The organism is Kitasatospora sp. NPDC049285 (assembly GCF_040678815.1).
In the GTDB taxonomy this organism is placed as follows: Bacteria; Actinomycetota; Actinomycetes; order Streptomycetales; family Streptomycetaceae; genus Kitasatospora.
On the sequence record NZ_JBFAQR010000020.1, the window covers coordinates 91,364 to 112,291 of the forward strand.

The 20,928-nt window shown below is 73.4% G+C and carries 24 protein-coding genes and 1 riboswitch; of the genes, 17 read left to right on the forward strand and 7 right to left on the reverse strand.

Annotated elements, in window-relative coordinates; translation table 11 throughout:
* Positions 1-57 precede the first annotated feature (57 nt).
* Positions 58-786 (forward strand): helical backbone metal receptor, encoded by a 729-nt coding sequence (locus tag AB0K51_RS15835; RefSeq protein WP_363454849.1) that lies wholly within the window; start codon positions 58-60, stop codon positions 784-786.
* Between the two features lie 85 nt (positions 787-871).
* On the forward strand, positions 872-2,065 hold the full coding sequence (locus AB0K51_RS15840; RefSeq protein ID WP_363454777.1) for a hypothetical protein: 1,194 nt from the start codon (positions 872-874) through the stop codon (positions 2,063-2,065).
* Between the two features lie 89 nt (positions 2,066-2,154).
* Here the strand turns inward: AB0K51_RS15840 and AB0K51_RS15845 are convergent, their stop codons facing one another.
* Positions 2,155-2,844 carry a (2Fe-2S)-binding protein gene (locus AB0K51_RS15845; protein ID WP_363454780.1) on the reverse strand — a complete coding sequence of 230 codons (690 nt, stop codon included), beginning with the start codon at positions 2,842-2,844 and terminating at the stop codon, positions 2,155-2,157.
* A gap of 188 nt (positions 2,845-3,032) precedes the next feature.
* Here AB0K51_RS15845 and AB0K51_RS15850 point away from each other — a divergent pair, with 188 nt between their 5' ends.
* The 3 genes from AB0K51_RS15850 to AB0K51_RS15860 are packed head-to-tail and all read left to right on the forward strand — an operon-like array spanning position 3,033 to position 5,632.
* On the forward strand, positions 3,033-4,004 hold the full coding sequence (locus AB0K51_RS15850; RefSeq protein ID WP_363454783.1) for an aldo/keto reductase: 972 nt from the start codon (positions 3,033-3,035) through the stop codon (positions 4,002-4,004).
* 57 nt (positions 4,005-4,061) lie between these two features.
* On the forward strand, positions 4,062-4,805 hold the full coding sequence (locus AB0K51_RS15855) for an SOS response-associated peptidase (RefSeq protein ID WP_363454786.1): 744 nt from the start codon (positions 4,062-4,064) through the stop codon (positions 4,803-4,805).
* A gap of 35 nt (positions 4,806-4,840) precedes the next feature.
* The gene (locus AB0K51_RS15860; RefSeq protein WP_363454789.1) at positions 4,841-5,632 is read left to right on the forward strand and encodes a hypothetical protein; all 792 of its coding nucleotides are present in this window, start codon (positions 4,841-4,843) and stop codon (positions 5,630-5,632) included.
* 7 nt (positions 5,633-5,639) lie between these two features.
* Here the strand turns inward: AB0K51_RS15860 and AB0K51_RS15865 are convergent, their stop codons facing one another.
* Positions 5,640-5,837, reverse strand: coding sequence for a hypothetical protein (locus AB0K51_RS15865; RefSeq protein WP_363454791.1), 198 nt, complete (start codon positions 5,835-5,837; stop codon positions 5,640-5,642).
* A gap of 174 nt (positions 5,838-6,011) precedes the next feature.
* On the opposite strand from AB0K51_RS15865, the gene AB0K51_RS15870 reads away from it, so the two are divergent.
* Positions 6,012-6,704, forward strand: a complete 693-nt coding sequence (locus AB0K51_RS15870; RefSeq protein WP_363454794.1) for an HAD family hydrolase — start codon at positions 6,012-6,014, stop codon at positions 6,702-6,704.
* 88 nt (positions 6,705-6,792) lie between these two features.
* On the opposite strand, the gene AB0K51_RS15875 is transcribed toward AB0K51_RS15870, so the two are convergent.
* Positions 6,793-7,341: an alkylhydroperoxidase gene (locus tag AB0K51_RS15875; protein ID WP_363454797.1), complete on the reverse strand. Its 549-nt coding sequence runs from the start codon at positions 7,339-7,341 to the stop codon at positions 6,793-6,795.
* Between the two features lie 100 nt (positions 7,342-7,441).
* On the reverse strand, positions 7,442-7,660 hold the full coding sequence (locus AB0K51_RS15880) for a hypothetical protein (RefSeq protein WP_363454800.1): 219 nt from the start codon (positions 7,658-7,660) through the stop codon (positions 7,442-7,444).
* Between the two features lie 252 nt (positions 7,661-7,912).
* Here AB0K51_RS15880 and AB0K51_RS15885 point away from each other — a divergent pair, with 252 nt between their 5' ends.
* Positions 7,913-9,298, forward strand: coding sequence for an FtsW/RodA/SpoVE family cell cycle protein (locus tag AB0K51_RS15885; RefSeq protein ID WP_363454803.1), 1,386 nt, complete (start codon positions 7,913-7,915; stop codon positions 9,296-9,298).
* Between the two features lie 58 nt (positions 9,299-9,356).
* A complete protein-coding gene (locus AB0K51_RS15890; protein ID WP_363454806.1) occupies positions 9,357-10,256 on the forward strand; it encodes an aldo/keto reductase in 900 nt (299 codons plus the stop codon).
* A 44-nt stretch (positions 10,257-10,300) separates the two neighbouring features.
* On the opposite strand, the gene AB0K51_RS15895 is transcribed toward AB0K51_RS15890, so the two are convergent.
* The 3 genes from AB0K51_RS15895 to AB0K51_RS15905 form a co-directional block, all read right to left on the reverse strand.
* Positions 10,301-11,695 (reverse strand): FAD-dependent oxidoreductase, encoded by a 1,395-nt coding sequence (locus AB0K51_RS15895; protein WP_363454808.1) that lies wholly within the window; start codon positions 11,693-11,695, stop codon positions 10,301-10,303.
* Positions 11,696-11,907: 212 nt separating this feature from the next.
* Positions 11,908-12,516: an MSMEG_1061 family FMN-dependent PPOX-type flavoprotein gene (locus AB0K51_RS15900; protein ID WP_363454852.1), complete on the reverse strand. Its 609-nt coding sequence runs from the start codon at positions 12,514-12,516 to the stop codon at positions 11,908-11,910.
* A gap of 80 nt (positions 12,517-12,596) precedes the next feature.
* The gene (locus AB0K51_RS15905) at positions 12,597-12,845 is read right to left on the reverse strand and encodes an SCO4226 family nickel-binding protein (RefSeq protein WP_363454811.1); all 249 of its coding nucleotides are present in this window, start codon (positions 12,843-12,845) and stop codon (positions 12,597-12,599) included.
* A gap of 152 nt (positions 12,846-12,997) precedes the next feature.
* Positions 12,998-13,125: riboswitch (FMN riboswitch) on the forward strand.
* 177 nt (positions 13,126-13,302) lie between these two features.
* Here AB0K51_RS15905 and AB0K51_RS15910 point away from each other — a divergent pair.
* The 9 genes from AB0K51_RS15910 to AB0K51_RS15950 all read left to right on the forward strand — a co-directional run bounded on the left by AB0K51_RS15910 (position 13,303) and on the right by AB0K51_RS15950 (position 20,820).
* The gene (locus AB0K51_RS15910; RefSeq protein ID WP_363454814.1) at positions 13,303-13,977 is read left to right on the forward strand and encodes a riboflavin synthase; all 675 of its coding nucleotides are present in this window, start codon (positions 13,303-13,305) and stop codon (positions 13,975-13,977) included.
* 56 nt (positions 13,978-14,033) lie between these two features.
* Positions 14,034-14,615, forward strand: a complete 582-nt coding sequence (locus AB0K51_RS15915) for a nicotinamide mononucleotide transporter family protein (RefSeq protein WP_363454855.1) — start codon at positions 14,034-14,036, stop codon at positions 14,613-14,615.
* The gene (locus AB0K51_RS15920; RefSeq protein ID WP_363454817.1) at positions 14,612-15,874 is read left to right on the forward strand and encodes a bifunctional 3,4-dihydroxy-2-butanone-4-phosphate synthase/GTP cyclohydrolase II; all 1,263 of its coding nucleotides are present in this window, start codon (positions 14,612-14,614) and stop codon (positions 15,872-15,874) included. Before AB0K51_RS15915 ends, AB0K51_RS15920 begins: the two co-directional genes overlap by 4 nt.
* A gap of 83 nt (positions 15,875-15,957) precedes the next feature.
* Positions 15,958-16,443 (forward strand): 6,7-dimethyl-8-ribityllumazine synthase, encoded by a 486-nt coding sequence (gene ribH / locus AB0K51_RS15925; protein ID WP_363454820.1) that lies wholly within the window; start codon positions 15,958-15,960, stop codon positions 16,441-16,443.
* Between the two features lie 88 nt (positions 16,444-16,531).
* Positions 16,532-16,804 carry a phosphoribosyl-ATP diphosphatase gene (locus tag AB0K51_RS15930; protein WP_363454823.1) on the forward strand — a complete coding sequence of 91 codons (273 nt, stop codon included), beginning with the start codon at positions 16,532-16,534 and terminating at the stop codon, positions 16,802-16,804.
* Positions 16,805-16,842: 38 nt separating this feature from the next.
* Complete coding sequence (gene hisG, locus AB0K51_RS15935; RefSeq protein ID WP_363454826.1) at positions 16,843-17,691, forward strand: ATP phosphoribosyltransferase; 849 nt, start codon at positions 16,843-16,845, stop codon at positions 17,689-17,691.
* 77 nt (positions 17,692-17,768) lie between these two features.
* On the forward strand, positions 17,769-18,218 hold the full coding sequence (locus AB0K51_RS15940) for a PH domain-containing protein (protein WP_363454829.1): 450 nt from the start codon (positions 17,769-17,771) through the stop codon (positions 18,216-18,218).
* 215 nt (positions 18,219-18,433) lie between these two features.
* Entirely contained in the window at positions 18,434-19,774 is a 1,341-nt protein-coding gene (locus AB0K51_RS15945; RefSeq protein ID WP_363454832.1) for a hemolysin family protein, read from the forward strand.
* Positions 19,771-20,820, forward strand: coding sequence for a hemolysin family protein (locus AB0K51_RS15950; protein ID WP_363454835.1), 1,050 nt, complete (start codon positions 19,771-19,773; stop codon positions 20,818-20,820). The genes AB0K51_RS15945 and AB0K51_RS15950 overlap by 4 nt, the downstream gene beginning before the upstream one ends.
* The last annotated feature ends 108 nt before the right edge of the window (positions 20,821-20,928 follow it).

Sequence of the window (20,928 nt, forward strand, 5' to 3'; positions counted from 1 at the left end):
GTGGCCGCAGCACGGGAGTTGACCGACGACGAGGGCACGCCCGTCCGGCTCGGACCGGTGCGCCGGGTGGTCTCGCTGGTGCCCTCGCTCACCGAGGCGGTCACGGTGACCGCGCCCGGACTGCTGGTCGGCGCCACCGACTGGTGCACCCACCCCGCCGGGCTCGACGCCGCCCGGATCGGCGGCACCAAGAACCCCGACGTGGCGCGGGTGCTGGCGCTCGCGCCCGACCTGGTGATCGCCAACGAGGAGGAGAACCGGGCCCCGGACCTGGCCGAACTCCGCGCAGCCGGGGCACCGGTGTGGACCACCCGGATCCGCGACCTGGACTCCGCGCTCGCCTCGCTCCGCCGCCTGCTCGTCGACGCCCTGCAGGCCCCGCCTCCCGACTGGCTGGCGACGGCGGACGCGGCGTGGCAGTCGGTGCCGCGACTGGACGGCGTGCCGGCCGTGGTGCCGATCTGGTGCCGCCCCTGGATGGTGCTTGGCCGCGACACCTTCGCCGGCGACCTGCTGCAGCGCCTCGGCGTCACCCTCGTCCACGCCGACCACCCCGAGCGCTACCCGCGCGTTCCCATCGACGAACTGCGCTCCTGCGGCGCCGAGTTGGTGATCCTGCCGGACGAGCCCTACCGCTTCACCGCCACCGACGGCCCGGAGGCGTTCCCCGGCCTGCCGCACGCCCTGGTGAGCGGGCGTCATCTCACCTGGTACGGACCGTCGTTGGCCGAGGCGCCCACGCTGCTCGCGGCGAGCCTGCGGAGCGGTTTCCCGCCACTGTCTTGAACCAGCGTTCATCCGGCCGTTGCCCGCGGCGGTGCGCGTCGCCAGCACAATGCACCAGCACACGGCGAACACACCGGGAGACAGCATGAACAGACGCCTCTACGCAGCCGCCAGCCTGGCCCTCGCGATGACCGTGATACCGGCCACCGCCGCCTCGGCGGACCAGGACGGTCCGGCCCGCGGCGCCCGCGCGCCGTTCACGCTCGCGGTCTACGGCGACGCCCCGTACGGCACCAGCCCGACCGACACCGCCGAGTTCCAGGCCACCCCGGCGTTCATCGCCTCGGTCAACGCCGACCCGGACGTCAGCACGGTCATCCACGTGGGCGACATCCACTCCGGCAAGCAGTACTGCACCGAGGCGTACGACCAGTCCATCGCCGCGCTGTGGAAGACCTTCGCCGACCCGCTGGTCTACACCCCCGGCGACAACGAGTGGGCCGACTGCCACAAGGCCGGCGAGGGCGGCGGCAAGTACAACGCGGCCACCGGCCAGATCGACCCGGTCCTCGACCCGGCCACCGGCCAGCCCGTCGACTACGCCGCCGGCAACCCGGCCAAGAACCTCGACCTGATCCGCAAGACGTTCTTCGCCCGGCCCGGCCACACCCTCGGCAGCGACTCGCTGCGCGTCCTCTCCCAGGCGCAGCTGCCGAACTGGCTGCACCCCGAGGACGCCACGTACGTCGAGAACGTGCTGTGGGTCAAGAACGGCACCCTGTTCGTCACGATCAACGTGCCCGGCGGCTCCAACAACGACGCCGACCCCTGGTACGGCGCGCCGACCGCCTCCCAGGAGCAGCTCGACGAGGCCGCCAAGCGCACCGCCGCCGACCTGCGCTGGCTGAACACCGCCTTCACCCTGGCCCACCTCGGCGGCGTCTCCTCCGTCGTGGTCACCACCCAGGCCGACATGTGGGACCTGGACGGCAAGACCGCCGCGCACGTGGCGAACTACGAGCCGATCATCTCCAGCCTGGCCTCGCACACCACCGCCTTCGGCAAGCCGGTGCTGCTGCTGATGGGCGACTCGCACGTCTACCGCTCGGACGACCCGCTGACCCAGGGCTCGGCCTGCACCGGCGACGCCGGCGTCTGCGCCGAGGACGCCTGGACGAGTCACCCGAGCTACAACGTCCCGAACTTCCACCGCATCGTGGTCCACGGCAGCACCGTGCCGCTGGAGTGGCTGAAGCTGACCGTCACCCCGGGCGCGCACAACCCGACCACCGCCACCTCCTTCGGTCCGTTCAGCTGGACCCGCATCACCAAGGGCTGATCCCCCCGCCCGCCCGGCCGGACCACCCCGCGCAGCGGCGGCGGTCCGGCCGGGCGGCGGCGCTTCCGGGTACGCCCCGTGACGCTCCGTCAGCGCGGGCGGGCCGGTGGGCGGGTGAAGACGCAGTCGCCGCAGAGGCCGCCGGCGGGGGTGCGGTAGTAGAGGCAGCAGGAGGTGCGGCGGAAGGCGAGCGGACGACCGGGCGGGGTGAGGGTGCCGGTGGGGGCGAGGGCCGGGTGGCTGAGGAGCTGCCTGGCGAGGACGGCGGCGACCGGCAGGGCGGTGAGCTGGCGTGCGGTGCCGACCAGCGCGGAGGCGGTGTTGCCCGCGAGCAGGCCCGGGGCGACGGGGGCGACCGTGCGGACGGCCTCGGCGAGCGGGGTGAGGTGGGCGTCCAGGACGGCGGCGGCGAGGGTGTCGGCCGTCGCGGGCTCGGGGCCGGCGGGCTCGGACAGCCAGAGGTCGAGCGGGCCCTGCGGCGGGAGGGTGAAGCGCGCGGCGTCCAGGGCGGGGGTGCGGCCGGTGAGCGCGGCGACGCCGAGGCCGACCGACCAGAGCCGGGCGGCCAGCCCCAGGTGGGCGGTGGAGGCGGCGACCCGGGGCTCGCGGGTCCGCAGGATCCGGCCGACCTCGGCGATCCGCGCGGCGAGCGGGCCGTCCGCGGCGGAGAGCTCGCGCAACGGGCGGGCGGCGGCCGGTGGTGGGTCCGTGCGGACGGCGAAGTACGGACCGAGCGCGGTGAGTCGGGCGGCCGTCAGGTGGTGCGGGTCGGGGGTCATGGCCGTCTCTCCGGTGCGGGTGCTGCCTGCGCCGTCGATGCTAGCCGCACGGCTGCCCGGTGCCCGAGCCGCCGTACCGGCCGGTAGCGCCGGCGCCGGGCAATGTGCCCTGGCGGCCGGCGGCCTGACGATCTATCGTCACGGGCGGCGCAGTCTGCCGGTCGGTCGTGACGCGAGGAGGATGCCGGGTGCGGTACCGGGAGTTGGGACGCAGCGGGGTTTCGGTGTCGGAGGTCGGCTACGGCGCGTGGGGCATCGGCGCCTCGGGCTGGATCGGGGCCGAGGAGGACGAGTCGCTGCGGGCGCTGCACCGCGCCGTCGACCTCGGCGTCAATTTCATCGACACCGCCCGTGGTTACGGTGAGAGCGAACGGCTGGTCGGCCGGGTGGTGCGGGAGCGCGCCGCCAACGGCGAGCGGGTGGTGGTGGCCACCAAGGTGCCGCCGCTGAACCGCCAGTGGCCCGCCGGCCGCGGCGTCGACCCGGCGGAGACCTTCCCCGGCGCGCACATCCGGCAGAGCGTCGAGACCAGCCTGCGGGCCAGCGGCCTGGAGCGGTTCGACCTGGTGCAGTTCCACGTGTGGAGCGACGAGTGGACCGGCCGCGGCGACTGGCTGGAGACCGTCACCGACCTCAAGGCGTCCGGCGCCATCGGGCTGTTCGGCGTCTCCATCAACGACCACGAGCCGCACAACGCCCTGGAGTTGGTGCGCAGCGGCGTGGTCGACGCGGTCCAGGTGATCTTCAACGTCTTCGACCAGTCCCCGCTGGACGAACTCCTCCCCGCCTGCCAGGAGCACGGCGTCGGCGTCATCGTCCGGGTCGCCCTCGACGAGGGCGGCCTGACCGGGCAGCTCGCCCCCGGCACGGTCTTCCCCGAGGGTGACTTCCGCCGCCGCTACTTCCGCGACGACCGCCTCGCCGAGGTCGATCGCCGGGTGAAGGCGATCACCGCCGACCTCGGCATCGACCGCTCCCAACTAGCCGAGACCGCGCTGCGCTTCGTGCTCAGCGCACCGGCCGTCTCCACGGTGATCCCCGGGATGCGCTCGGTCCGCAACGTCGAGCGCAACGTGCCCGTCGGCGACGGCGTCCCGCTCGGTGCCGAGCAGCTCGCCGTGCTGGCCGGGCACCGCTGGGTGCGCAACTACTACTCCTGACGGGCGGGACCGCCGAGGTGCGTGCGGCGGGCGGGGTTCGGTGGCAAGGTGGGGACCATGTGCGGTCGGTTCGTCTCCACCACTGATCCCAACGACCTCGTCGCGCTGCTGTCCGTGGCGCGGTGGAATCCCACCGAGGCGCTGGCGCCGAGCTGGAACGTGGCGCCCACCGATCCGGTGCCCGCGGTGCTGGAGCGGGTGGACCCCGAGAGCGGCGAGGTGGTGCGCCAACTGCGGGCGCTGCGCTGGGGGTTGGTCCCGTCCTGGGCGAAGGACCCGTCCGGCGGGGCTCGGATGATCAACGCCCGGTCGGAGACCGTCGACCAGAAGCCGTCCTTCCGCAAGGCGTTCACCGCCCGGCGCTGCGTGATCCCGGCGGACGGGTACTACGAGTGGAAGCAGGTCCCGGCCGGGGACGGCCGCAAAGCGTTCAAGCAGCCGTACTACCTCAGCACGGGCGAGGTGATGCTGATGGCCGGGCTGTACGAGTTCTGGCGGGACGCCACGCTCCCCGACGACAACCCGGCCGCCTGGCTGACCACCGCGACGATCATCACCCAGGACGCCACCGACAGCGCGGGCCGGGTCCACGACCGGATGCCGCTGACCGTCACCCGGGACGACCTCGGGGACTGGCTCGACCCCGCCAACACCGACCGCGCCGACCTGCACCACCTGCTGCACCGCCCCGCCGACGGCAACCTCCGCGTCCGCGCCGTCCCCACCACCGTCAACCGCGTCGCCAACAACGGCCCCGACCTGCTCGCCGACGCCCCGGACCCGCTGGGCCTGGCCGACTGACGCCCCGTCGCCTGCGGGCGGCTACGCTCCCGGACATGGACGAGCACGGGGGATTCGGGGCGATGCTGGCCCGACTGCTGGAGTACCGGGGGCCGGGCGCGGGGGAGTGGGCGGCGGGTCCGGAGTTCGACGGGGTCCTGGCGGGCGCGGAGCCGACGGAGGCATGGCTGCGACACCTCGCCCCGCTGCTGGGGCTGCACGAGGCGGATCTGCTGATCCTCGCGGGCCGGCCCGTCCCGGACGAGCTGGCGCCGGGTGATCCGGGGGCGGCGAGCTCGGTGGCGAGGCTGGTGCAGGACGCCGTGCACCTGACGCCGGAGCGGCGCGGCGAGGTGCTGCGCTTCGTCCGCGCCTTCCCTGCGGCGCCGCACACCGGCGGCGGGGAGTGGGACTGGACCGCCGGCGACCGGTCGGGGCCGGGCCATCGGCTGATGCGGATGGTCGCCTGCCGGAACCTGGCGCGGGCGGGCACGGCGTACGTCATGGCCGTGCTGACGCCCAGTTACCTGTCGGCGACCACCTGGGTCGGGATCGCCCGCGGCGCGGTGGAACTGACTTCGCGTCTGGTCACCGACATCGCGACGGTGCTGGGCATCGACCCGGGCGCGTTGGCCGCCCTGGTCGGCGTCGTCCTTCCCGAACCGCCGCCCGCCCGCGAGCCGGAGGCGGCGGACGGCGCCGCGCTGCTCTGGGCGGCGCGCCGGCTGTCCGCGGAACAGGCGCTGGAGGCGGCCGAGTTGGCGAAGCGGCTGCGCGGCGCCAACAGCAGCTACTACCAGGTCGACCTGCCGGGCACCCGCGCGGCTCAGCGCCTTCGGCGTTCCTGACGATCCGTCAGTCGGTGTCGCCCGAGCTGCGGTCGGAGCCCAGCCCGCGGCGGCGGCGCTGGGCGTGGCGGACCAGGGCGCCGGCCGCCAGGGTGGCGCGGGCGACGGGGCGGGTCCAGGTCGGGCCGCCGCGCTCGGCCCAGATCACGCAGGCGCAGCCGCCCAGGGTGAGCAGCAGGACGCCGATCAGGAGGGTGCCGATCATGGGATCCCCGTTTTCGTGGTGGTGTGTGTACCGTGCGGTTCGATGATCGCAGGTCGGGTCGGGCGGGGTGGTGGACGTCGGCCGGATTGCCGACGGCGCGGTGGCGCTCCGTCAGGGGCGGGTAGGGTGGGGAGTTCCGGCCGGAGCCGGGTCGGGTCGTGGGAGGGGTGCGGGATGGTCATCGAGGCGGTGCTGCTGGACCTCGACGGGACGCTGCTGGATCACGACGGCGCTTCCTCGGCGGCCCTGCTGGCGGCCGTCGCCGCCGAGTTCCCCGGGCGGTCGTTCGAGCGGTCCGAGGTGCTGGAGCACTGGCGCGAGCTGCAGGAGACCTTCTACGAGCGCTACGTGGCGCGGGAGTTGACGCAGCAGGAGCAGCGCCGCGCGCGGGCCGTGGGGCTGGCGGCGCGGCTCGGGCTCGGCGAGTGGACCGACGAGCGGGCCGACGCCTGGTTCGCGGGGTACCTGCGGCGCTACGAGCGGTCCTGGCGCGCGTACCCGGAGGTGCCCAGGGCGGTGCGGGCACTGGCGGCCGGCCGGCAGCTGGGCGTGGTCACCAACGGCGACGGCCCGCGCCAGCGTCGCAAGCTGCACGCGATGGGCCTGGGCGAGCTCGCCGAGCGGACCGTCGCGTCGTCGGAGGAGGGCATCGCCAAGCCGGATCCGGCCATCTTCCGACTGGCCTGCGAGCGGCTCGGCGCCGCCCCCGAGCGCACCGCGTACGTCGGCGACCGACTGGAAACCGACGCCCTGGGCGCGACCGACGCCGGCCTGCTCGGCATCTGGCTGGACCGCCACGACCTGGGCACCGACCGCCAGGTGCCGCGAGTCCGGGACCTGACCGAGGTCGCGGGCCTGCTCACCTGACGATCCGTCGGAGCGGCGGCGTGCGGCCTGACGGCTCGTCGGGGTGAGCCTGACTGCTCGTCGGCTTGGGCGGGCCTGACGGCGTGGGTCAGCCGGCGGCCGGGGAGTAGCCGCGGGCGACGATGCGCTTGGCGCCCTCCTCGTAGTAGCCGGGGTCGGCGGGCAGTTCGGTGTCGAGGCAGGTGACGTAGCGGTTGTAGAGGCAGAACGCCGCCGCGATCAGCACGGTGTCGTGGATCTGCTCGTCGTCGGCGCCGGCCGCCCTCGCCTCGGCCACCAGCTCCGGCGGCAGTGCCCGGACCGGCCCGCGGACGGCGGCGGCGATGCGCAGCAGGGCCCGCAGCTTGGGGGAGATGGGCGCCTCGTCGAGCCCGTGCAGCACCGCCTTCACCAGCTCCGGGCCGCCGTCGAGTTGCGCCGCGGCGAAAGCGCTGTGCGATCCCGAGCAGAACTCCGTCTCGTTGAGTTCCGAGGTGTACGCCGCGATCAGCTCGCGCTCGCCTCGGCTCAGCGCCAGGGACTGCGGGCTGCGCAGCAGCGTCTCGGCGAGCTGGTTCAACGGGGCGGCGGTGTCGGGGCGCTGGGCCATCAGGCCGCTGATGCCCGGGAGGTCGTTGGTGATGCTGATGTGGGGCATGGCTGTGGTCTCCGCAGGGTCGGCCGGACGGAACGGACGGTCCATGCTGAGGCCCCGGCCGACCGGATGCCCACTCCCGGCTTGCTCTCCTGGCCCGACCTCACCTCGTGCTGCTCGTGCCACCGCCCGCCACGCCCCGGCGACCGAACAGCCGGGACAGCCAGGAGCCGGAGCCGGAGCCCGAGCCGGTCGCGGCGGTGTCGGCGGCGCAGCTGCAGCGCTGGGCCTTCGGGACGCCGGACAGGACCTGGTCGACGTGCATGCCGCAGCCGGCGTAGGTGGCCTTGCCGCAGGACTTGCAGGTGACGCGTCGGCACATGGGTGGGGTTCCTCTCGAAGCGGGGCGCGGGGGTCGGGCGGTGAGGGAGGGGGCCCAACCTCACCCGCCGATACCCCCATGGGTATATCGTACGTCGGGTTCAACCGGGTGGACGACCACCGTCATTCCCCGGCGCGCCGTGCGCCGGGGTGAGTTGGATCGCACGCGAGGGAACCCGGCACCGGCGCGTCGGCGTCGTCGCAGGGTCGGGCCCGACCGGGCCGGGCACCGACGACCGAGTGGGGGAGCCCGGTGGCAGCCAGCGCGCGCAGGAGCGGCGGCGGGACGGACGTGCGGCGGCGCAATCTCGAACTGGGGCTGCTCCTGGTGGCCGTGGCGGTCTGCCTGGCCGGCTACACCAGCGCCAACCTGGCGCTGAACGACGCCCTGCCCGCGGGCCTGCTCCCGTACGGGCTCGGCCTGACCGCGCTCGCCCTCGCCCTGCACCTGGCGGTGCGGCGGTTCGCCGGCCACGCGGACCCGCTGATCCTGCCGCTGGCGGTCTTCCTCACCGGCTTCGGCCTGGTGCTGCTGGACCGGCTCGACCAGTCGTACGCGCTGTGGCACGCGCAGAAGGGCGACTGGCAGAAGCTGCCCGCCGCGCCCTCCCAGGTGCAGTGGACGGTGCTCGGCGCCGTGGTGGCGGTCGGGGTGCTGGTGGTGGTGCGCCACCACCGGGTGTTCCAGAAGTACGTCTACCTGCTCATGACGGGCGCGCTGGTGCTGCTGGCCGCACCCGCCTTCTTCCCCGGCGACAACTTCGGCGCCAAGCGCTGGATCGACCTCGGCGGACTCTCCTTCGAGCCCGGCGAGTTCGTCAAGGTCGCCATCACCGTGTTCTTCGCGGGCTACCTGACGGCCAATCGGGACGCGCTCTCCCTGGTCGGCCGCAAGGTGTGGGGCCTGAGCCTGCCGCGCGGCCGCAACCTCGGGCCGGTGCTGGCGATCTGGGTGGTCAGCCTGCTGGTGCTGATCTTCGAACGCGACCTCGGCACCTCGCTGATCTTCTTCGGCGTCTTCGTGGTGCTGCTGTACGTCGCCACCGAGCGCACCAGCTGGATCCTGCTCGGCCTGCTGATGGCCGTCGGCGGGGCGGCCGTGGTCGGCTCGCTGGAGCCGCACGTGCACGGCCGGGTGGAGGCCTGGCTGCACCCGCTCGACTACTACCTGCCGGTGCACGACAAGTCGCTGATCTCCGACCAGCCCGCGCAGGCGCTGTTCAGCCTCGGCAGCGGGGGCGTGCTGGGCACCGGACTCGGCCAGGGCCGGCCGTTCCTGATCGGGTTCGCCGGGCGCAGCGACTTCATCTTCACCACCATCGGGGAGGAACTCGGCCTGGCCGGGGCGATGGCCGTGCTGCTGGTCTACACGCTGTTCGTGCAGCGCGGCCTGCGCACCGCCGTCGGGCTCTCCGACCCGTTCGGCAAGCTGCTGGCCACCGGGCTCTCCGCCGCCGTCGCCCTGCAGGTGTTCGTGGTCGTCGGCGGCGTCACCGGACTGATCCCGCTGACCGGCAAGGCGCTGCCGTTCCTCGCCGCGGGCGGCTCCTCGCTGACCGCCAACTGGCTGCTCACCGCCGTCCTGATCAAGCTCTCCGACGCCGCCGGCCGCGCTCGGGCGGACGCCCGCCCGGCGTGACCCCGACGACGCCCACGCGGCTTGACCCGCACGGCCGTTCGCATGCGAGACTCCGCCCATGAGTGAGCAGACGACGATCGACGCGGCGGCCGCCGGGCAGTGGAAGCTGGGCGACCTGACGGTCCACCGGATGGGGTACGGGGCGATGCGGACCACCGGCAGCGGCGGTTTCGACCGCGGCACGGTGCGGCCCCGGGAGCAGTCGATCGCGGTGCTGCGGGAGGCGGTCGAGCGCGGGGTGAACCACATCGACACCGCCGCCTTCTACTTCTCGGCGCTGCGCTCCGCCAACGAGCTGATCAACAGCGCGCTCGCACCGTACTCCGAGGAGCTGGTGATCACCACCAAGGTCGGTCCCGGCCGGGACAGTTGGGGCGAGTGGCACTGGGCGGAGCCGGCCCAGCTGCGCGGCCAGGTCGAGGAGAACCTGCGCCAGCTCGGCCGCGACCACCTCGACGTGGTCAACCTGCGGCTGCCCAACCGGCCCGTCGACGTCGCCGAACACTTCGGCGCCCTCGCCGAGTTGCGCACCGCCGGACTGATCCGCCAGCTCGGCCTGTCGAACGCCTCGATCGAGCAGCTCGACGCGGCGCTCACCGTCGCCCCGGTGGTCTGCGTGCAGAACCGCTACGGGCTGGGCAGCCGCGACTCGGACGAACTGCTGCGCCGCTGCGGCGAGTCGGGCATCGCCTTCGTGCCGTTCTTCGCCATCGCGGGCGACCGGCGGGAGGGCGCCCTGGCCGAGCAGGCGGCCGGCGAGCACCCCGAGGTCGAGGCCGTCGCCGCGGCGCACGGCATCACCCCCGCCCAGCTGCGCCTCGCCTGGACCCTGCACCAGGGCCCGCACGTCCTCGCCATACCCGGCACCGGCAACCCCGCCCACCTGCGCGAGAACCTCGCCGCGGCCGCGGTCCGGCTCACCCCGGAGGACCTCGCCCGCCTGGACGCGGCGGGCTGACCGACCGTCAGGTGACGGGGCGCCGCGGGGCGCCCCGTCGACGGCTACTCGGCGGTCGGGCGCCGGTCCGCGGCGCGGTCGCTCGCGGAGGCGTCGAGCATGGCGACCCGGTCGACCACCTTGACGCGTTCGCGGCCCTCGGCGGCGCCCAGCTGCCGCTCGTGGGCGTCGAGGCGGTGCCAGCCCTCCCAGGTGGTGAAGTCGACGCCGCGCGAGCGCAGGAAGTCGGTGACGGCCTCCTCGGCGGGGTCGGCGGCGGGGCGCAGGCGGCCCGCGGAGTGGTCCTCGACCAGGCAGGCGACGGTCTCGTTGGCGTCGCCCTTGGTGTGGCCGATCAGGCCGATCGGGCCGCGCTTGATCCAGCCGGTGACGTACACCGACGGGAGCGGGGAGCCGTTCTCCTGGACCCGGCCGGCCTCGTGCGGGACGGTCGCGGAGAGCGCGTCGAAGGGCAGCTTGGGCAGCTCGTCGGAGCGGTAGCCGACCGCGCGGTAGACCGCCTGGACCGGCCACTCGCGGAACTCGCCGGTGCCCACCGTGTTGCCGGTGCCGTCGAGGCGGGTGCGCTCGGTGCGCAGCGCGACCACCCGGCCGTCGGCGCCGAGCACCTCGACCGGGTTCTCGAAGAAGTGCAGGTGGAGGCGGTGCGGGCGGTCGCCGATGTCGCGGATCGCCCAGTTCTCCAGGGTGGCGGCGACCATGTCGGCCTGCTTGTTGCCGCGCCGGGTGGCGATCGAGCCGTCGTCGTAGTCGATGTCCTCGGGGTCGACGACGACCTCGATGGTGGGGGAGTGGTCGAGCTCGCGCAGCTCCATCGGCGAGAACTTGGCCTGCGCCGGGCCGCGGCGGCCGAAGACGTGCACCTCGACGGCGCGGTTGGCGGCCAGGCCGGCGTGCACGTTCGGCGGGATCTCGGTGGGCAGCAGCTCGTCGGCGGTCTTGGCGAGGATCCGGGCCACGTCGAGGGCGACGTTGCCGACGCCGAGCACGGCGACCTGCTCGGCCTCCAGCGGCCACTCGCGCGGGACCTCGGGGTGGCCGTCGTACCAGGAGACGAACTCGGCGGCGCCGTACGAGCCGTCCAGCTCTATGCCGGGGATGGTGAGGTCGCGGTCGGCCTCCGCGCCGGTCGCGAAGACCAGGGCGTCGTAGAAGCGGTGGAGCTCGTCCAGCGACAGGTCGCCCGGGTAGTCCACGTTGCCGAGCAGGCGGACCTGCGGCTTGTCGAGCACCTGGTGCAGCGCGGTGATGATGCCCTTGATCCGCGGATGGTCCGGGGCGACGCCGTAGCGGATCAGGCCGAAGGGGGCGGGCAGCCGCTCGATCAGGTCGATGGAGACGCCGGGGGCGGTGGCCAGCTCGGACTTCAGCAGCGCGTCGGCGGCGTAGATCCCGGCGGGGCCGGCACCGACGATGGCCACCCGGACGGGGCGGGTCATGGGCGGGTTCTCCAATTCGCTTCGGGTTCGCTTCGGGGCGCGTGCCGCCAGCCTTCCGGCCGGCGGGCCGTCCCGGTACGGAGGTCCGGCTTATGTGGTCATAAGCCGGACCTATGGCCCCCCAAAGATCCGCCTATGCGGCGGTCCTTCAAGGATGCACCAGAGTGCACGGAAGCCGGCCGGAGCGGGTTCACCGGCCACACCGCCCGGGGTCACTCGTAGCGCAGCCGCAGCGACTCCTCCTCGGCCGCCAGGATGTGATCCAGCGTCAGGGCCGGGTCGTTCAGGTGGGAGAGGGTGATCTCCGCCGAGCTCGGCACCGCGTCGGGGGCGAGCCACTGCTCGGGGCGCCAGGCGGAACCGCGCAGCAGCGCCTTCGGGCAGTGCTGGTACACCTCGTCGGCGGCCACCACGATCGCCGTGCGCGGCGGCTTGCCCACGGCGGTGAGCTGCTCCAGCAGTCGCGGGTCGGTGCTGACGCAGGCCCGGCCGTTGACCCGCAGCGTGGACTCCCGGCCGGGCACCGTGAACACCAGGCCGGCCTTCCCGGTGGCGATGATGTTGTGCAGGCTGTCCAGCCGCCGGTTGCCGGTGGCGTCGGGGATGGCCAGGGTGCGGTCGTCGAGGACCGAGACGAAGCCGGGCGGGCCGCCGCGCGGGGTGGCGTCGCAGTTGCCGTCGGCGTCGTGGGTGGCGAGGAAGAGCAGCGACGAGCAGCCGATGAACCGGCGGGCCGCGTCGTGCAGGTGGTCCACCTGCTTGCGGCGCACCAGTTCGCTCGGCTGCTCGTAGACGGCCCGGAGTCGGGCGGGGTCGCGGATCGCGTCCGCGGCGAGGGCATCGAAGATCACGTCGGGCGACGCTACGCCGCCCGATCGTGCTCCGACACCCCGTCGGTGCCTCAGACGTGCAGCGGGACGGGGTGCACCTCGTCCGCGCGGTGCCCGGTGCGCTCGTGGACGCGCTGCACCGCTTCGGCGTCGGGTGCCGACGACAGGCAGTACACGGTGCCGGACTCCGGGTCGGCCCACGCCTGTTCGAAGCTGACGCCCTCCTCGCCCTGGACCGCCAGGTCCGCCTCGTGCGCGGCCTTCAACTGCTCGGCGGTGATGCCCGCCATTCCGTGGTGGACGTCCATGAACATCGCCATCGCGCTCAACTCCTCGAGCGGCCGAGTCCTCCACCGCGGAGGACTATTCCCTCCAAGACTCCTGCGGCGACGTGAACCAGGCCACACGGCGCATCCTTGCGGACCGGGCAAGGGGGCGTGGCAGAATACTCAGTGCAGTAGCAGTGACGTTCAGCGCACTCCGGGGTCGGTGAAAATCCGAACCGGCGGTTACAGTCCGCGACCCGTCCGCAGCCAGCGGCCGGTTGACCAGGTGAAACTCCTGGACCGACGGTTAAAGTCCGGATGGGAGGCGTGCGCGGCGGACGATTTGCAGTGACCACGGCCCACCCGAGGGCCGGGGTGTGCAGGTGCACGGAGTCGAACCCGTGCCATGGCGACGACGCCCTGGCAACCGGGTGCGTTCCGGCATCCCCGTCCGCAGTCAACTCCCTCGAGCCGCCCCGGAGTCCGCGCCCCAAGCGCGAGGAGAACCCGGGTGTTCACCGGCATCATCGAAGAGCTCGGCGAGGTCGTCTCCATCGAGGAGATCGGCGAATCCTCGCGAATCCGCCTGCGCGGTCCGGTCGTCACGGCCGACGCCCGGCACGGCGACTCCATCGCGGTCAACGGCGTCTGCCTGACCGTCCTCGAGAACAACGAGCAACTGGCCGCGCAGCCCGGCGAGTTCAGCGCCGACGTGATGGCCGAGACGCTGCACCGCTCCAGCCTCGGCGCGCTCCGCCCCGGCTCCCGGGTCAACCTGGAGCGGGCGATGTCGCTCGGCGCCCGGCTCGGCGGCCACCTGGTGCAGGGCCACGTCGACGCCACCGGCGCCCTGATCTCCCGCAGCCCCGGCGACCTCGACGCGGACGGCACCCCCCGCTGGGAGGTGCTGCGCTTCTCCCTGCCGCAGCCGATCGCGCGGTACCTGGTCGAGAAGGGGTCGATCACCGTGGACGGAGTGAGCCTCACCGTCGTCGAGGCGGCGCAGGACTCCTTCACCGTCTCGCTGATCCCCGCCACGCTGGAGATGACCACGCTCGGCGCCAAGGCCGTCGGCGACCCGGTCAACCTCGAGGTGGACGTGCTCGCCAAGTACGTCGAGCGGCTGCTCACCGCGGGCGCCCTGCCGGCCGGCCTCGCCGCGGGTGTGCGGGAGGACGCCAAGTGAGCGGCCTCGGAGAACTCACCTTCACCGCCTTCGGCGAGCAGGTGAAGTGGGCCGACATGATCGGCAACCTGATCGGCCTCGGCGCGCTCGCCCTCGGCTGGCGCCGCTCGGTGCTCACCTGGCCGGCGCAGCTGCTGGCCGGCGCCGTCCTGATCACCGCCTTCCTCGGCGGGCAGGTGCCCGGCCTGATAGGCAAGCAGGTGATCGTCGTGGTCACCGCCGTCTGGGGCTGGACGCAGTGGAACCGCGGCCGCGGCGACGCCGGTGACATCGCGGTGCGCTTCGCCACCTGGCGCGAGCGGGCCCTGCTGGTCGTCGCCACCGCGGCCGGCACCGCCGCCGTCACCGCGCTGTTCCACGCCGTCCCGAAGCTGTCCTGGGCCCCGCTGTTCGACGCCTACATCTTCGTCGGCACGCTCGCCGCGATGTACGCCCAGGCCCGCGGCTGGGTCGAGTTCTGGTTCGCCTGGCTCGCCGTCGACCTGATCGGCGTGCCGTACGCCTACAACCACGGCTACACCTTCACCGCCCTCACCTTCAGCATCTACTTCGTCCTGGTGCTGGCCGGCCTGGTCAGCTGGTGGACGAAGGCCCGCACCGCCCCCACCGCCTCGATCGCCAAGGGAGTCGCCGCATGAGCGCCCAGCACAGCGAACAGCTCGCCCTCGACCCGGTCGAGCGCGCCGTCGCCGACATCGCCCTCGGCCGCCCGGTGATCGTGGTGGACGACGAGGACCGCGAGAACGAGGGCGACATCGTCTTCGCCGCCTCCGCCGCCACCCCCGAGCTGATGGCCTTCACCATCCGCTACAGCTCCGGCGTGATCTGCGTGCCGATGACGGGCGACGAGCTCGACCGGCTCAAGCTGCCGCCGATGACCCAGGTCAACGAGGACCGCAAGGGCACCGCGTACGCCGTGTCGGTGGACGCCCGCGACGGCGTCTCCACCGGCATCTCGGCCGCCGACCGGGCCCGCACCGTCAAGCTGCTCGCCTCGGCCGGCACCGAGCCCGCCGACCTCACCCGGCCCGGCCACGTCTTCCCGCTGCGCGCGGTCGAGGGCGGCGTGCTGGTCCGCCCCGGCCACACCGAGGCCGCAGTCGACCTGGCCCGGCTCGCCGGCCTGCCCGCGGCCGGCGCCATCGCCGAGGTGGTCAACGACGACGGCACCATGTCCCGGCTGCCCGAACTGCACGCCTTCGCCCGCGAGCACGGCCTGGCGATCATCTCGATCGAGGACCTGATCGCCTACCGGCGCCGCACCGAACTGCACGTCGACCGCGCCGCCGTCACCGCACTGCCCACCGAGCACGGCGAGTTCACCGCCGTCGGCTACCGCGGGACGATCGACGGGGTCGAGCACCTGGCGCTGGTCGCCGGCGGCCTGGACGCCGACGGACGCCTCCCCGACGGCGAGGACGTGCTGGTCCGGCTGCACTCCGAGTGCCTCACCGGCGACGTGTTCGGCTCGCTGCGCTGCGACTGCGGCCCGCAGCTGGAGGCCTCGCTGGCCGCCGTCGCCGAGGCCGGCCGCGGCGTGGTGCTCTACCTGCGCGGCCACGAGGGCCGCGGCATCGGCCTGGCCCACAAGCTGCGCGCCTACCAGCTCCAGGAGGAGGGCCGCGACACCGTCGACGCCAACCTCGACCAGGGCCTGCCCGCCGACGCCCGCGACTACTCGATCGGCGCGCAGATGCTCGCCGACCTCGGGGTCCGCTCGCTCACCCTGCTCAGCAACAACCCGGCCAAGCAGACCGCGCTCACCGAGTACGGCCTCAAGGTCGCCGCCCGCCGCGCGCTGCCCACCGCGACCGGCGAGCACAACCTGCGCTACCTGCGCACCAAGCGCGACCGGATGGGCCACGACCTGCCGTGGCTCGACGACGACCAGAAGTAAGACCACCAGAGCAACCCCGCACCACCACCTGAGCAACCCCGCACCACCACCTGACGCACCATCGGAAAGCAGAGGAACACCCCATGGCCGGCCACGGAGCCCCCGTCCTGTCCCCGAAGAACTGCGCCGACCTGCGGGTCGCGGTGATCGCCGCGCAGTGGCACGAGCAGGTGATGAACGGACTGCTGGACGGCGCGCACCGCGCCCTGAAGGAGCTCGGGATCGACGAGCCGACCGTGGTCCGCGTCCCCGGCACCTTCGAACTCCCGGTCGCCGCGAAGCAGTTGGCCGAGCGCGGGTACGACGCCGTGGTGGCGCTCGGCGTGGTGATCCGCGGCGGCACCCCGCACTTCGACTACGTCTGCCAGGGCGCCACCCTCGGCCTGACCCAGGTCTCGGTGGACACCGGCGTCCCGGTCGGCTTCGGGGTGCTCACCTGCGACACCGAGCAGCAGGCGCTGGACCGGGCCGGGCTGCCGGACTCCGCCGAGGACAAGGGCCACGAGGCGGTCACCGCCGCGGTCGCCACCGCCGCCGCGCTGCGCTCGGTCTCCGAGCCCTGGCGCTGAGCCGACGTCCGCCCGCTGTCCACCGGACTGTCCACGGTGCGGGACCGTTTACCGTCCGTCAGCCCTGAACCCGTAAGGTGAGCTCATCATGGCTTCGAAGACATTCGAGGAGCTCTTCACCGAGCTCCAGCAGAAGGCCGCCACCGGCGACCCCGCGACCTCCCGTACCGCCGAGCTGGTGCGGGCGGGCGTCCACACGATCGGCAAGAAGGTCGTGGAGGAGGCCGCCGAGGTCTGGATGGCCGCCGAGTACCAGGGCGACGAGGCGGCGGCGGAGGAGATCTCCCAGCTGCTGTACCACCTTCAGGTGATGATGATCGCCCGCGGGCTGACGCTCGAAGACGTGTACAAGTACCTCTAGATCCACCCCATTTCAGTCAACGCGAAGGGTCCGCTCTCATGCTCCGCATCGCCGTCCCCAACAAGGGTTCGCTCTCGGGTCCCGCGGCGGAGATGCTCCATGAGGCCGGCTACCGGCAGCGCAAGGACGCCAAGGAACTCGTCCTGGTCGACCCGGACAACCAGGTCGAGTTCTTCTTCCTGCGCCCCCGCGACATCGCCGTCTACGTCGGCTCCGGCCGGCTCGACGTCGGCCTGACCGGGCGCGACCTGCTGCTGGACTCCGCCTCGGACGCCGAGGAGGTGCTGGCGCTCGGCTTCGCCGGGTCGACCTTCCGGTTCGCCAAGCCGGTCGGCACCGACTTCGCCGACGTGCAGCAGCTCGACGGGCTGCGGATCGCCACCTCGTACACCGGGCTGGTCGAGCAGCACCTCGCCGAGCACGGCGTGAAGGCCACCGTCACCAAGCTGGACGGCGCGGTGGAGACCGCCGTGCACCTGGGCGTCGCCGACGTGATCGCCGACGTGGTGGAGACCGGCACCAGCCTGCGCAACGCGGGCCTGGAGGTGTTCGGCGACCCGATCCTGATCTCCGACGCGGTGATCATCCGGCCCAAGGGCGCCGGCGAGGACGCCCGGGTCGAGCAGTTCCTGCGCCGGCTGCAGGGCGTGCTGGTGGCCCGCCGCTACGTGCTGATGGACTACGACATCCGCGCCGAGAAGGTCAGCGAGGCGGTCGCGCTCACCCCGGGCCTGGAGTCGCCGACCGTCTCCCCGCTGCACACCGAGGGCTGGGTGGCGGTCCGCTCGATGGTGCTCCGCAAGGAGGCCCAGCGGATCATGGACGACCTGTGGGCGATCGGCGCCCGTGCCATCCTGGTCACCAACATCCACGCCTGCCGGCTCTGACCCGCCGATCGCCGACCCGATCTGATCCGCCATCAGGCGGGGCCGCCCGCCGGCCCCGCCTGTCCTTGGAGCCACCCGTGACCGCCCCCGCCGCCGACACCCTGCCCGTCACCTGGGCCCCCCGCCGCAACCGTGCCGTGCTGCTGACGCTGTGCGCGGTGATGGTGCTGCTGTTCTCCGCGCTCGCCGTCGCGCTGCCGGAGAACTGGCAGTTCAACGACCGGGTGATGATGGTCTGCAGCGGGCTGCTGTTCGCCGCGGTCGCCCTGATGCTGGCCCGCCCCAAGGTGGTCGCCGACGCGGACGGCCTGACCGTGGTCAACTTCGTCCGCAGCCGCCGGCTGGCCTGGGCCGAGGTGGTCCGGGTCAACTTCCGGGCCGGCGACCCCTGGGTGGTGCTCGACCTCGCCGACGGCACCGCGCTCGCCGCGGTCGGCATCCAGCCCGCGGGCGGCCGCGAGCAGGCGATCCGGGCCGCCCGGACGCTGCGCGACCTGGTCGAGCAGCACGCCGCCGCGGCGCGCTGACCGCGGCGCGGCACGCCCCCGGACGGGCGGGTCGAACAAGATCCCGGAGCCGTTCGGGTATGGTCTACGCTGGTAAAACCGCGGCAAAGGCACCCGAATCCGCCCCGCCGCGATCACCCGCGACCAGAGGAGTGACACCTCCCCTCGATGGACGATCCGTCCGGTAGTACCCGCGCCGCCATGCAGCTTCCACGCCAGGGAAGGCGGGCGGCCCAGTGACCACCGCCTGGCTCCTGCTGCTCGCGGCCTTCCTGCTGATCCTCGCCAACGGCCTGTTCGTGGCCGCCGAGTTCGCGTTCGTGACCGCCGACCGGGGCGCCGTGGAGCGCGCCGCGTCCGCCGGCGACCGGCGCGCCAAGAGCCTCCTGCGGGCCCTGCACAAGTTGTCGTTCCAGCTCTCCGGCGCCCAGCTCGGCATCACCATCACCTCGCTGGTGGTCGGCATGCTCGCCGAACCGGCGCTCTCCACCCTGCTGCAGCCGGTCTTCACCGCCCTCGGCCTGCCGTCCTCGGCGGCGCGCGGCACCGCGCTGATCGTCGGCCTGGTGCTGGCCACCGTGATCCAGATGGTGATCGGCGAACTGGTGCCCAAGAACTGGGCGATCTCCCGCCCGATGCAGGTCGCCTACGCCGTGGTCGGCCCGCAGCGGGTGTTCTCCGCCGTCTGCCGCCCGCTGATCGCCTTCCTCAACGGCTCCGCCGACCGGATCGTCCGGGCCCTCGGCGTCGAACCGCAGGAGGAGCTCGGCCACGCCCGCACCCCCGACGAACTGGTCGCCCTCGCCCGGCACTCGTACCAGGCCGGCGCGATGGACGAGGAGTCGGCGACGCTGTTCGTCCGCACCCTGGGCCTGCGCGAACTCACCGCCGAGTCGGTGATGACCCCGCGGATCGACGTCGCCGCGCTCCAGCAGGACGCCACCGCCACCGACGTGCTCAACCTGACCCGGGCCACCGGCCTGAGCCGCTTCCCGGTCTACGCCGAGAGCCTGGACGAGGTCACCGGCACCGTCACCCTCAAGGACGCCCTCGCGGTGCCCGCCGAGCGCCGCGACCACACCCGGATCCGGCACCTCGCCGCCCCGCCGCTGCTGGTCCCCGAGACCATGCCCGCCGAGCGGCTGCTGGACCTGCTGCGCCGCCGCGAGCCGATGGCCGTGGTGATCGACGAGTACGGCGGCACCGCCGGCGTCGCCACCATCGAGGACATCGTCGAGGAGGTGGTCGGCGAGGTGCAGGACGAGCACGACCCCGCCGACACCCCCGAACTGCGCGCGCTCAGCCCGCGCGACGGCCTGCCGGTGTGGGACGCCGACGGCCGGGCCCGGCTCGACCAGCTCGCCAAGATCGGCCTGCAGGCGCCCGACGGCCCGTACGAGACCCTCGGCGGCCTGCTCGCCGACCGGCTCGGCAAGCTGCCCGCGGTCGGCGAGACGGCCGAACTCCCCGGCTGGGAGTTCACCGTCACCGCGGTCGACCGGCACCGCACCAGCCGGGTCGAGGTGCGCCGCACCCGCTCCGAGCACGACCGGGACGACGAGGACGGCCACCGATGAGCGCCCTGCAACTCGCCTTCTCGCTGCTCCTGCTGCTCGGCAACGCCTTCTTCGTCGGCGCCGAGTTCGCCGTCATCACGGTTCGCCGCAGCCAGATCGAACCGCTCGCCGAGGCCGGCGACAAGCGCGCCCGCACCGTGCTGCACGCGCTGTCCAACGTCTCCGCGATGCTGGCCGCCGCCCAACTCGGCATCACCGTCTGCTCGCTGCTGCTCGGCGCGCTGGCCGAACCGACCATCGCGCACCTGCTGGAGCCGGTCTTCCACGCGCTCGGCGTGCCCGACTCGGCGATGCACGTGCTCAGCTACGCCATCGCGCTGAGCCTCGTGGTCTTCCTGCACATGGTGATCGGCGAGATGGTGCCGAAGAACCTGGCGCTGGCCGGACCGGAGAAGGCCGCGCTGTGGCTCGGCCCGCCGCTCGACCGGCTGGCCCGCTGGCTGACCCCGGTGATCGCGTTCCTGAACGCCTTCGCCAACTCGGTGCTGCGGCTGTTCCGGGTCGAACCGAAGGACGAGGTGGACTCGGTCTTCACCAGCGGCCAGCTGCTGCTCCTGCTGGCCGACTCCGGCGAGGCCGGGCTGCTCGACGACAGCCGCCGCGAACGCCTGGAGGACGCCCTGGAGATGGGCGAGCGGCCGGTCACCGAGGTGATGCTGCCCGCCGCCGAACTGGTCACGGTGACCGGCGAGGTGACCGGCGAGCAGGTCCAGCAGCTCGCCGTGCGCACCGGCTTCTCGCGCTTCCCGGTGCTCGACGACACCGGCACCGTCCTGGGCTACCTGCACGTCAAGGACACCCTGGAGGCCGACGACCTCACCGTGCCCGTCCCGGCCCGGCTGTGGCGGCCGATCACCGTGCTGCGCGCCACCCTGCCGCTGGACGACGCCGTCGCGGTGATGCGCCGGGCCGCCGCCCACCTGGCGGCGGTGGTCGACGCCGACGGCCGCCAGCTCGGCCTGGTCGCCCTGGAGGACGTGCTGGAGGAACTGGTCGGCGAGGTCCACGACCCCGACCACCGCCCGCCCGCGGCGGCCTCGCGCTGACCCCGCCCGCGGTGCCGCGCCCGCCGGGCCCCCGCCCCCCCACGCGCGCACGGGTGAACAGACGCGAGACCCACACTCACACGCGCCACGGTAAATAAACAGAAGGAG

What these genes read in the sequence shown, in the direction of transcription:
- AB0K51_RS15855 (WP_363454786.1), top strand. Translation starts at nt 4,062, where the DNA reads ATGTGCGGTCGGTTCGTCTCCACCACTGATCCCAACGACCTCGTCGCG.
- AB0K51_RS15930 (WP_363454823.1), top strand. Translation starts at nt 16,532, where the DNA reads ATGGCTTCGAAGACATTCGAGGAGCTCTTCACCGAGCTCCAGCAGAAG.
- AB0K51_RS15870 (WP_363454794.1), top strand. Translation starts at nt 6,012, where the DNA reads ATGGTCATCGAGGCGGTGCTGCTGGACCTCGACGGGACGCTGCTGGAT.
- AB0K51_RS15875 (WP_363454797.1), bottom strand. Translation starts at nt 7,341, where the DNA reads ATGCCCCACATCAGCATCACCAACGACCTCCCGGGCATCAGCGGCCTG.
- hisG (WP_363454826.1), top strand. Translation starts at nt 16,843, where the DNA reads ATGCTCCGCATCGCCGTCCCCAACAAGGGTTCGCTCTCGGGTCCCGCG.
- AB0K51_RS15920 (WP_363454817.1), top strand. Translation starts at nt 14,612, where the DNA reads ATGAGCGCCCAGCACAGCGAACAGCTCGCCCTCGACCCGGTCGAGCGC.
- AB0K51_RS15950 (WP_363454835.1), top strand. Translation starts at nt 19,771, where the DNA reads ATGAGCGCCCTGCAACTCGCCTTCTCGCTGCTCCTGCTGCTCGGCAAC.
- AB0K51_RS15915 (WP_363454855.1), top strand. Translation starts at nt 14,034, where the DNA reads ATGATCGGCAACCTGATCGGCCTCGGCGCGCTCGCCCTCGGCTGGCGC.
- AB0K51_RS15860 (WP_363454789.1), top strand. Translation starts at nt 4,841, where the DNA reads ATGGACGAGCACGGGGGATTCGGGGCGATGCTGGCCCGACTGCTGGAG.
- AB0K51_RS15880 (WP_363454800.1), bottom strand. Translation starts at nt 7,660, where the DNA reads ATGTGCCGACGCGTCACCTGCAAGTCCTGCGGCAAGGCCACCTACGCC.
- ribH (WP_363454820.1), top strand. Translation starts at nt 15,958, where the DNA reads ATGGCCGGCCACGGAGCCCCCGTCCTGTCCCCGAAGAACTGCGCCGAC.
- AB0K51_RS15895 (WP_363454808.1), bottom strand. Translation starts at nt 11,695, where the DNA reads ATGACCCGCCCCGTCCGGGTGGCCATCGTCGGTGCCGGCCCCGCCGGG.
- AB0K51_RS15845 (WP_363454780.1), bottom strand. Translation starts at nt 2,844, where the DNA reads ATGACCCCCGACCCGCACCACCTGACGGCCGCCCGACTCACCGCGCTC.
- AB0K51_RS15905 (WP_363454811.1), bottom strand. Translation starts at nt 12,845, where the DNA reads ATGGCGATGTTCATGGACGTCCACCACGGAATGGCGGGCATCACCGCC.
- AB0K51_RS15840 (WP_363454777.1), top strand. Translation starts at nt 872, where the DNA reads ATGAACAGACGCCTCTACGCAGCCGCCAGCCTGGCCCTCGCGATGACC.
- AB0K51_RS15865 (WP_363454791.1), bottom strand. Translation starts at nt 5,837, where the DNA reads ATGATCGGCACCCTCCTGATCGGCGTCCTGCTGCTCACCCTGGGCGGC.
- AB0K51_RS15890 (WP_363454806.1), top strand. Translation starts at nt 9,357, where the DNA reads ATGAGTGAGCAGACGACGATCGACGCGGCGGCCGCCGGGCAGTGGAAG.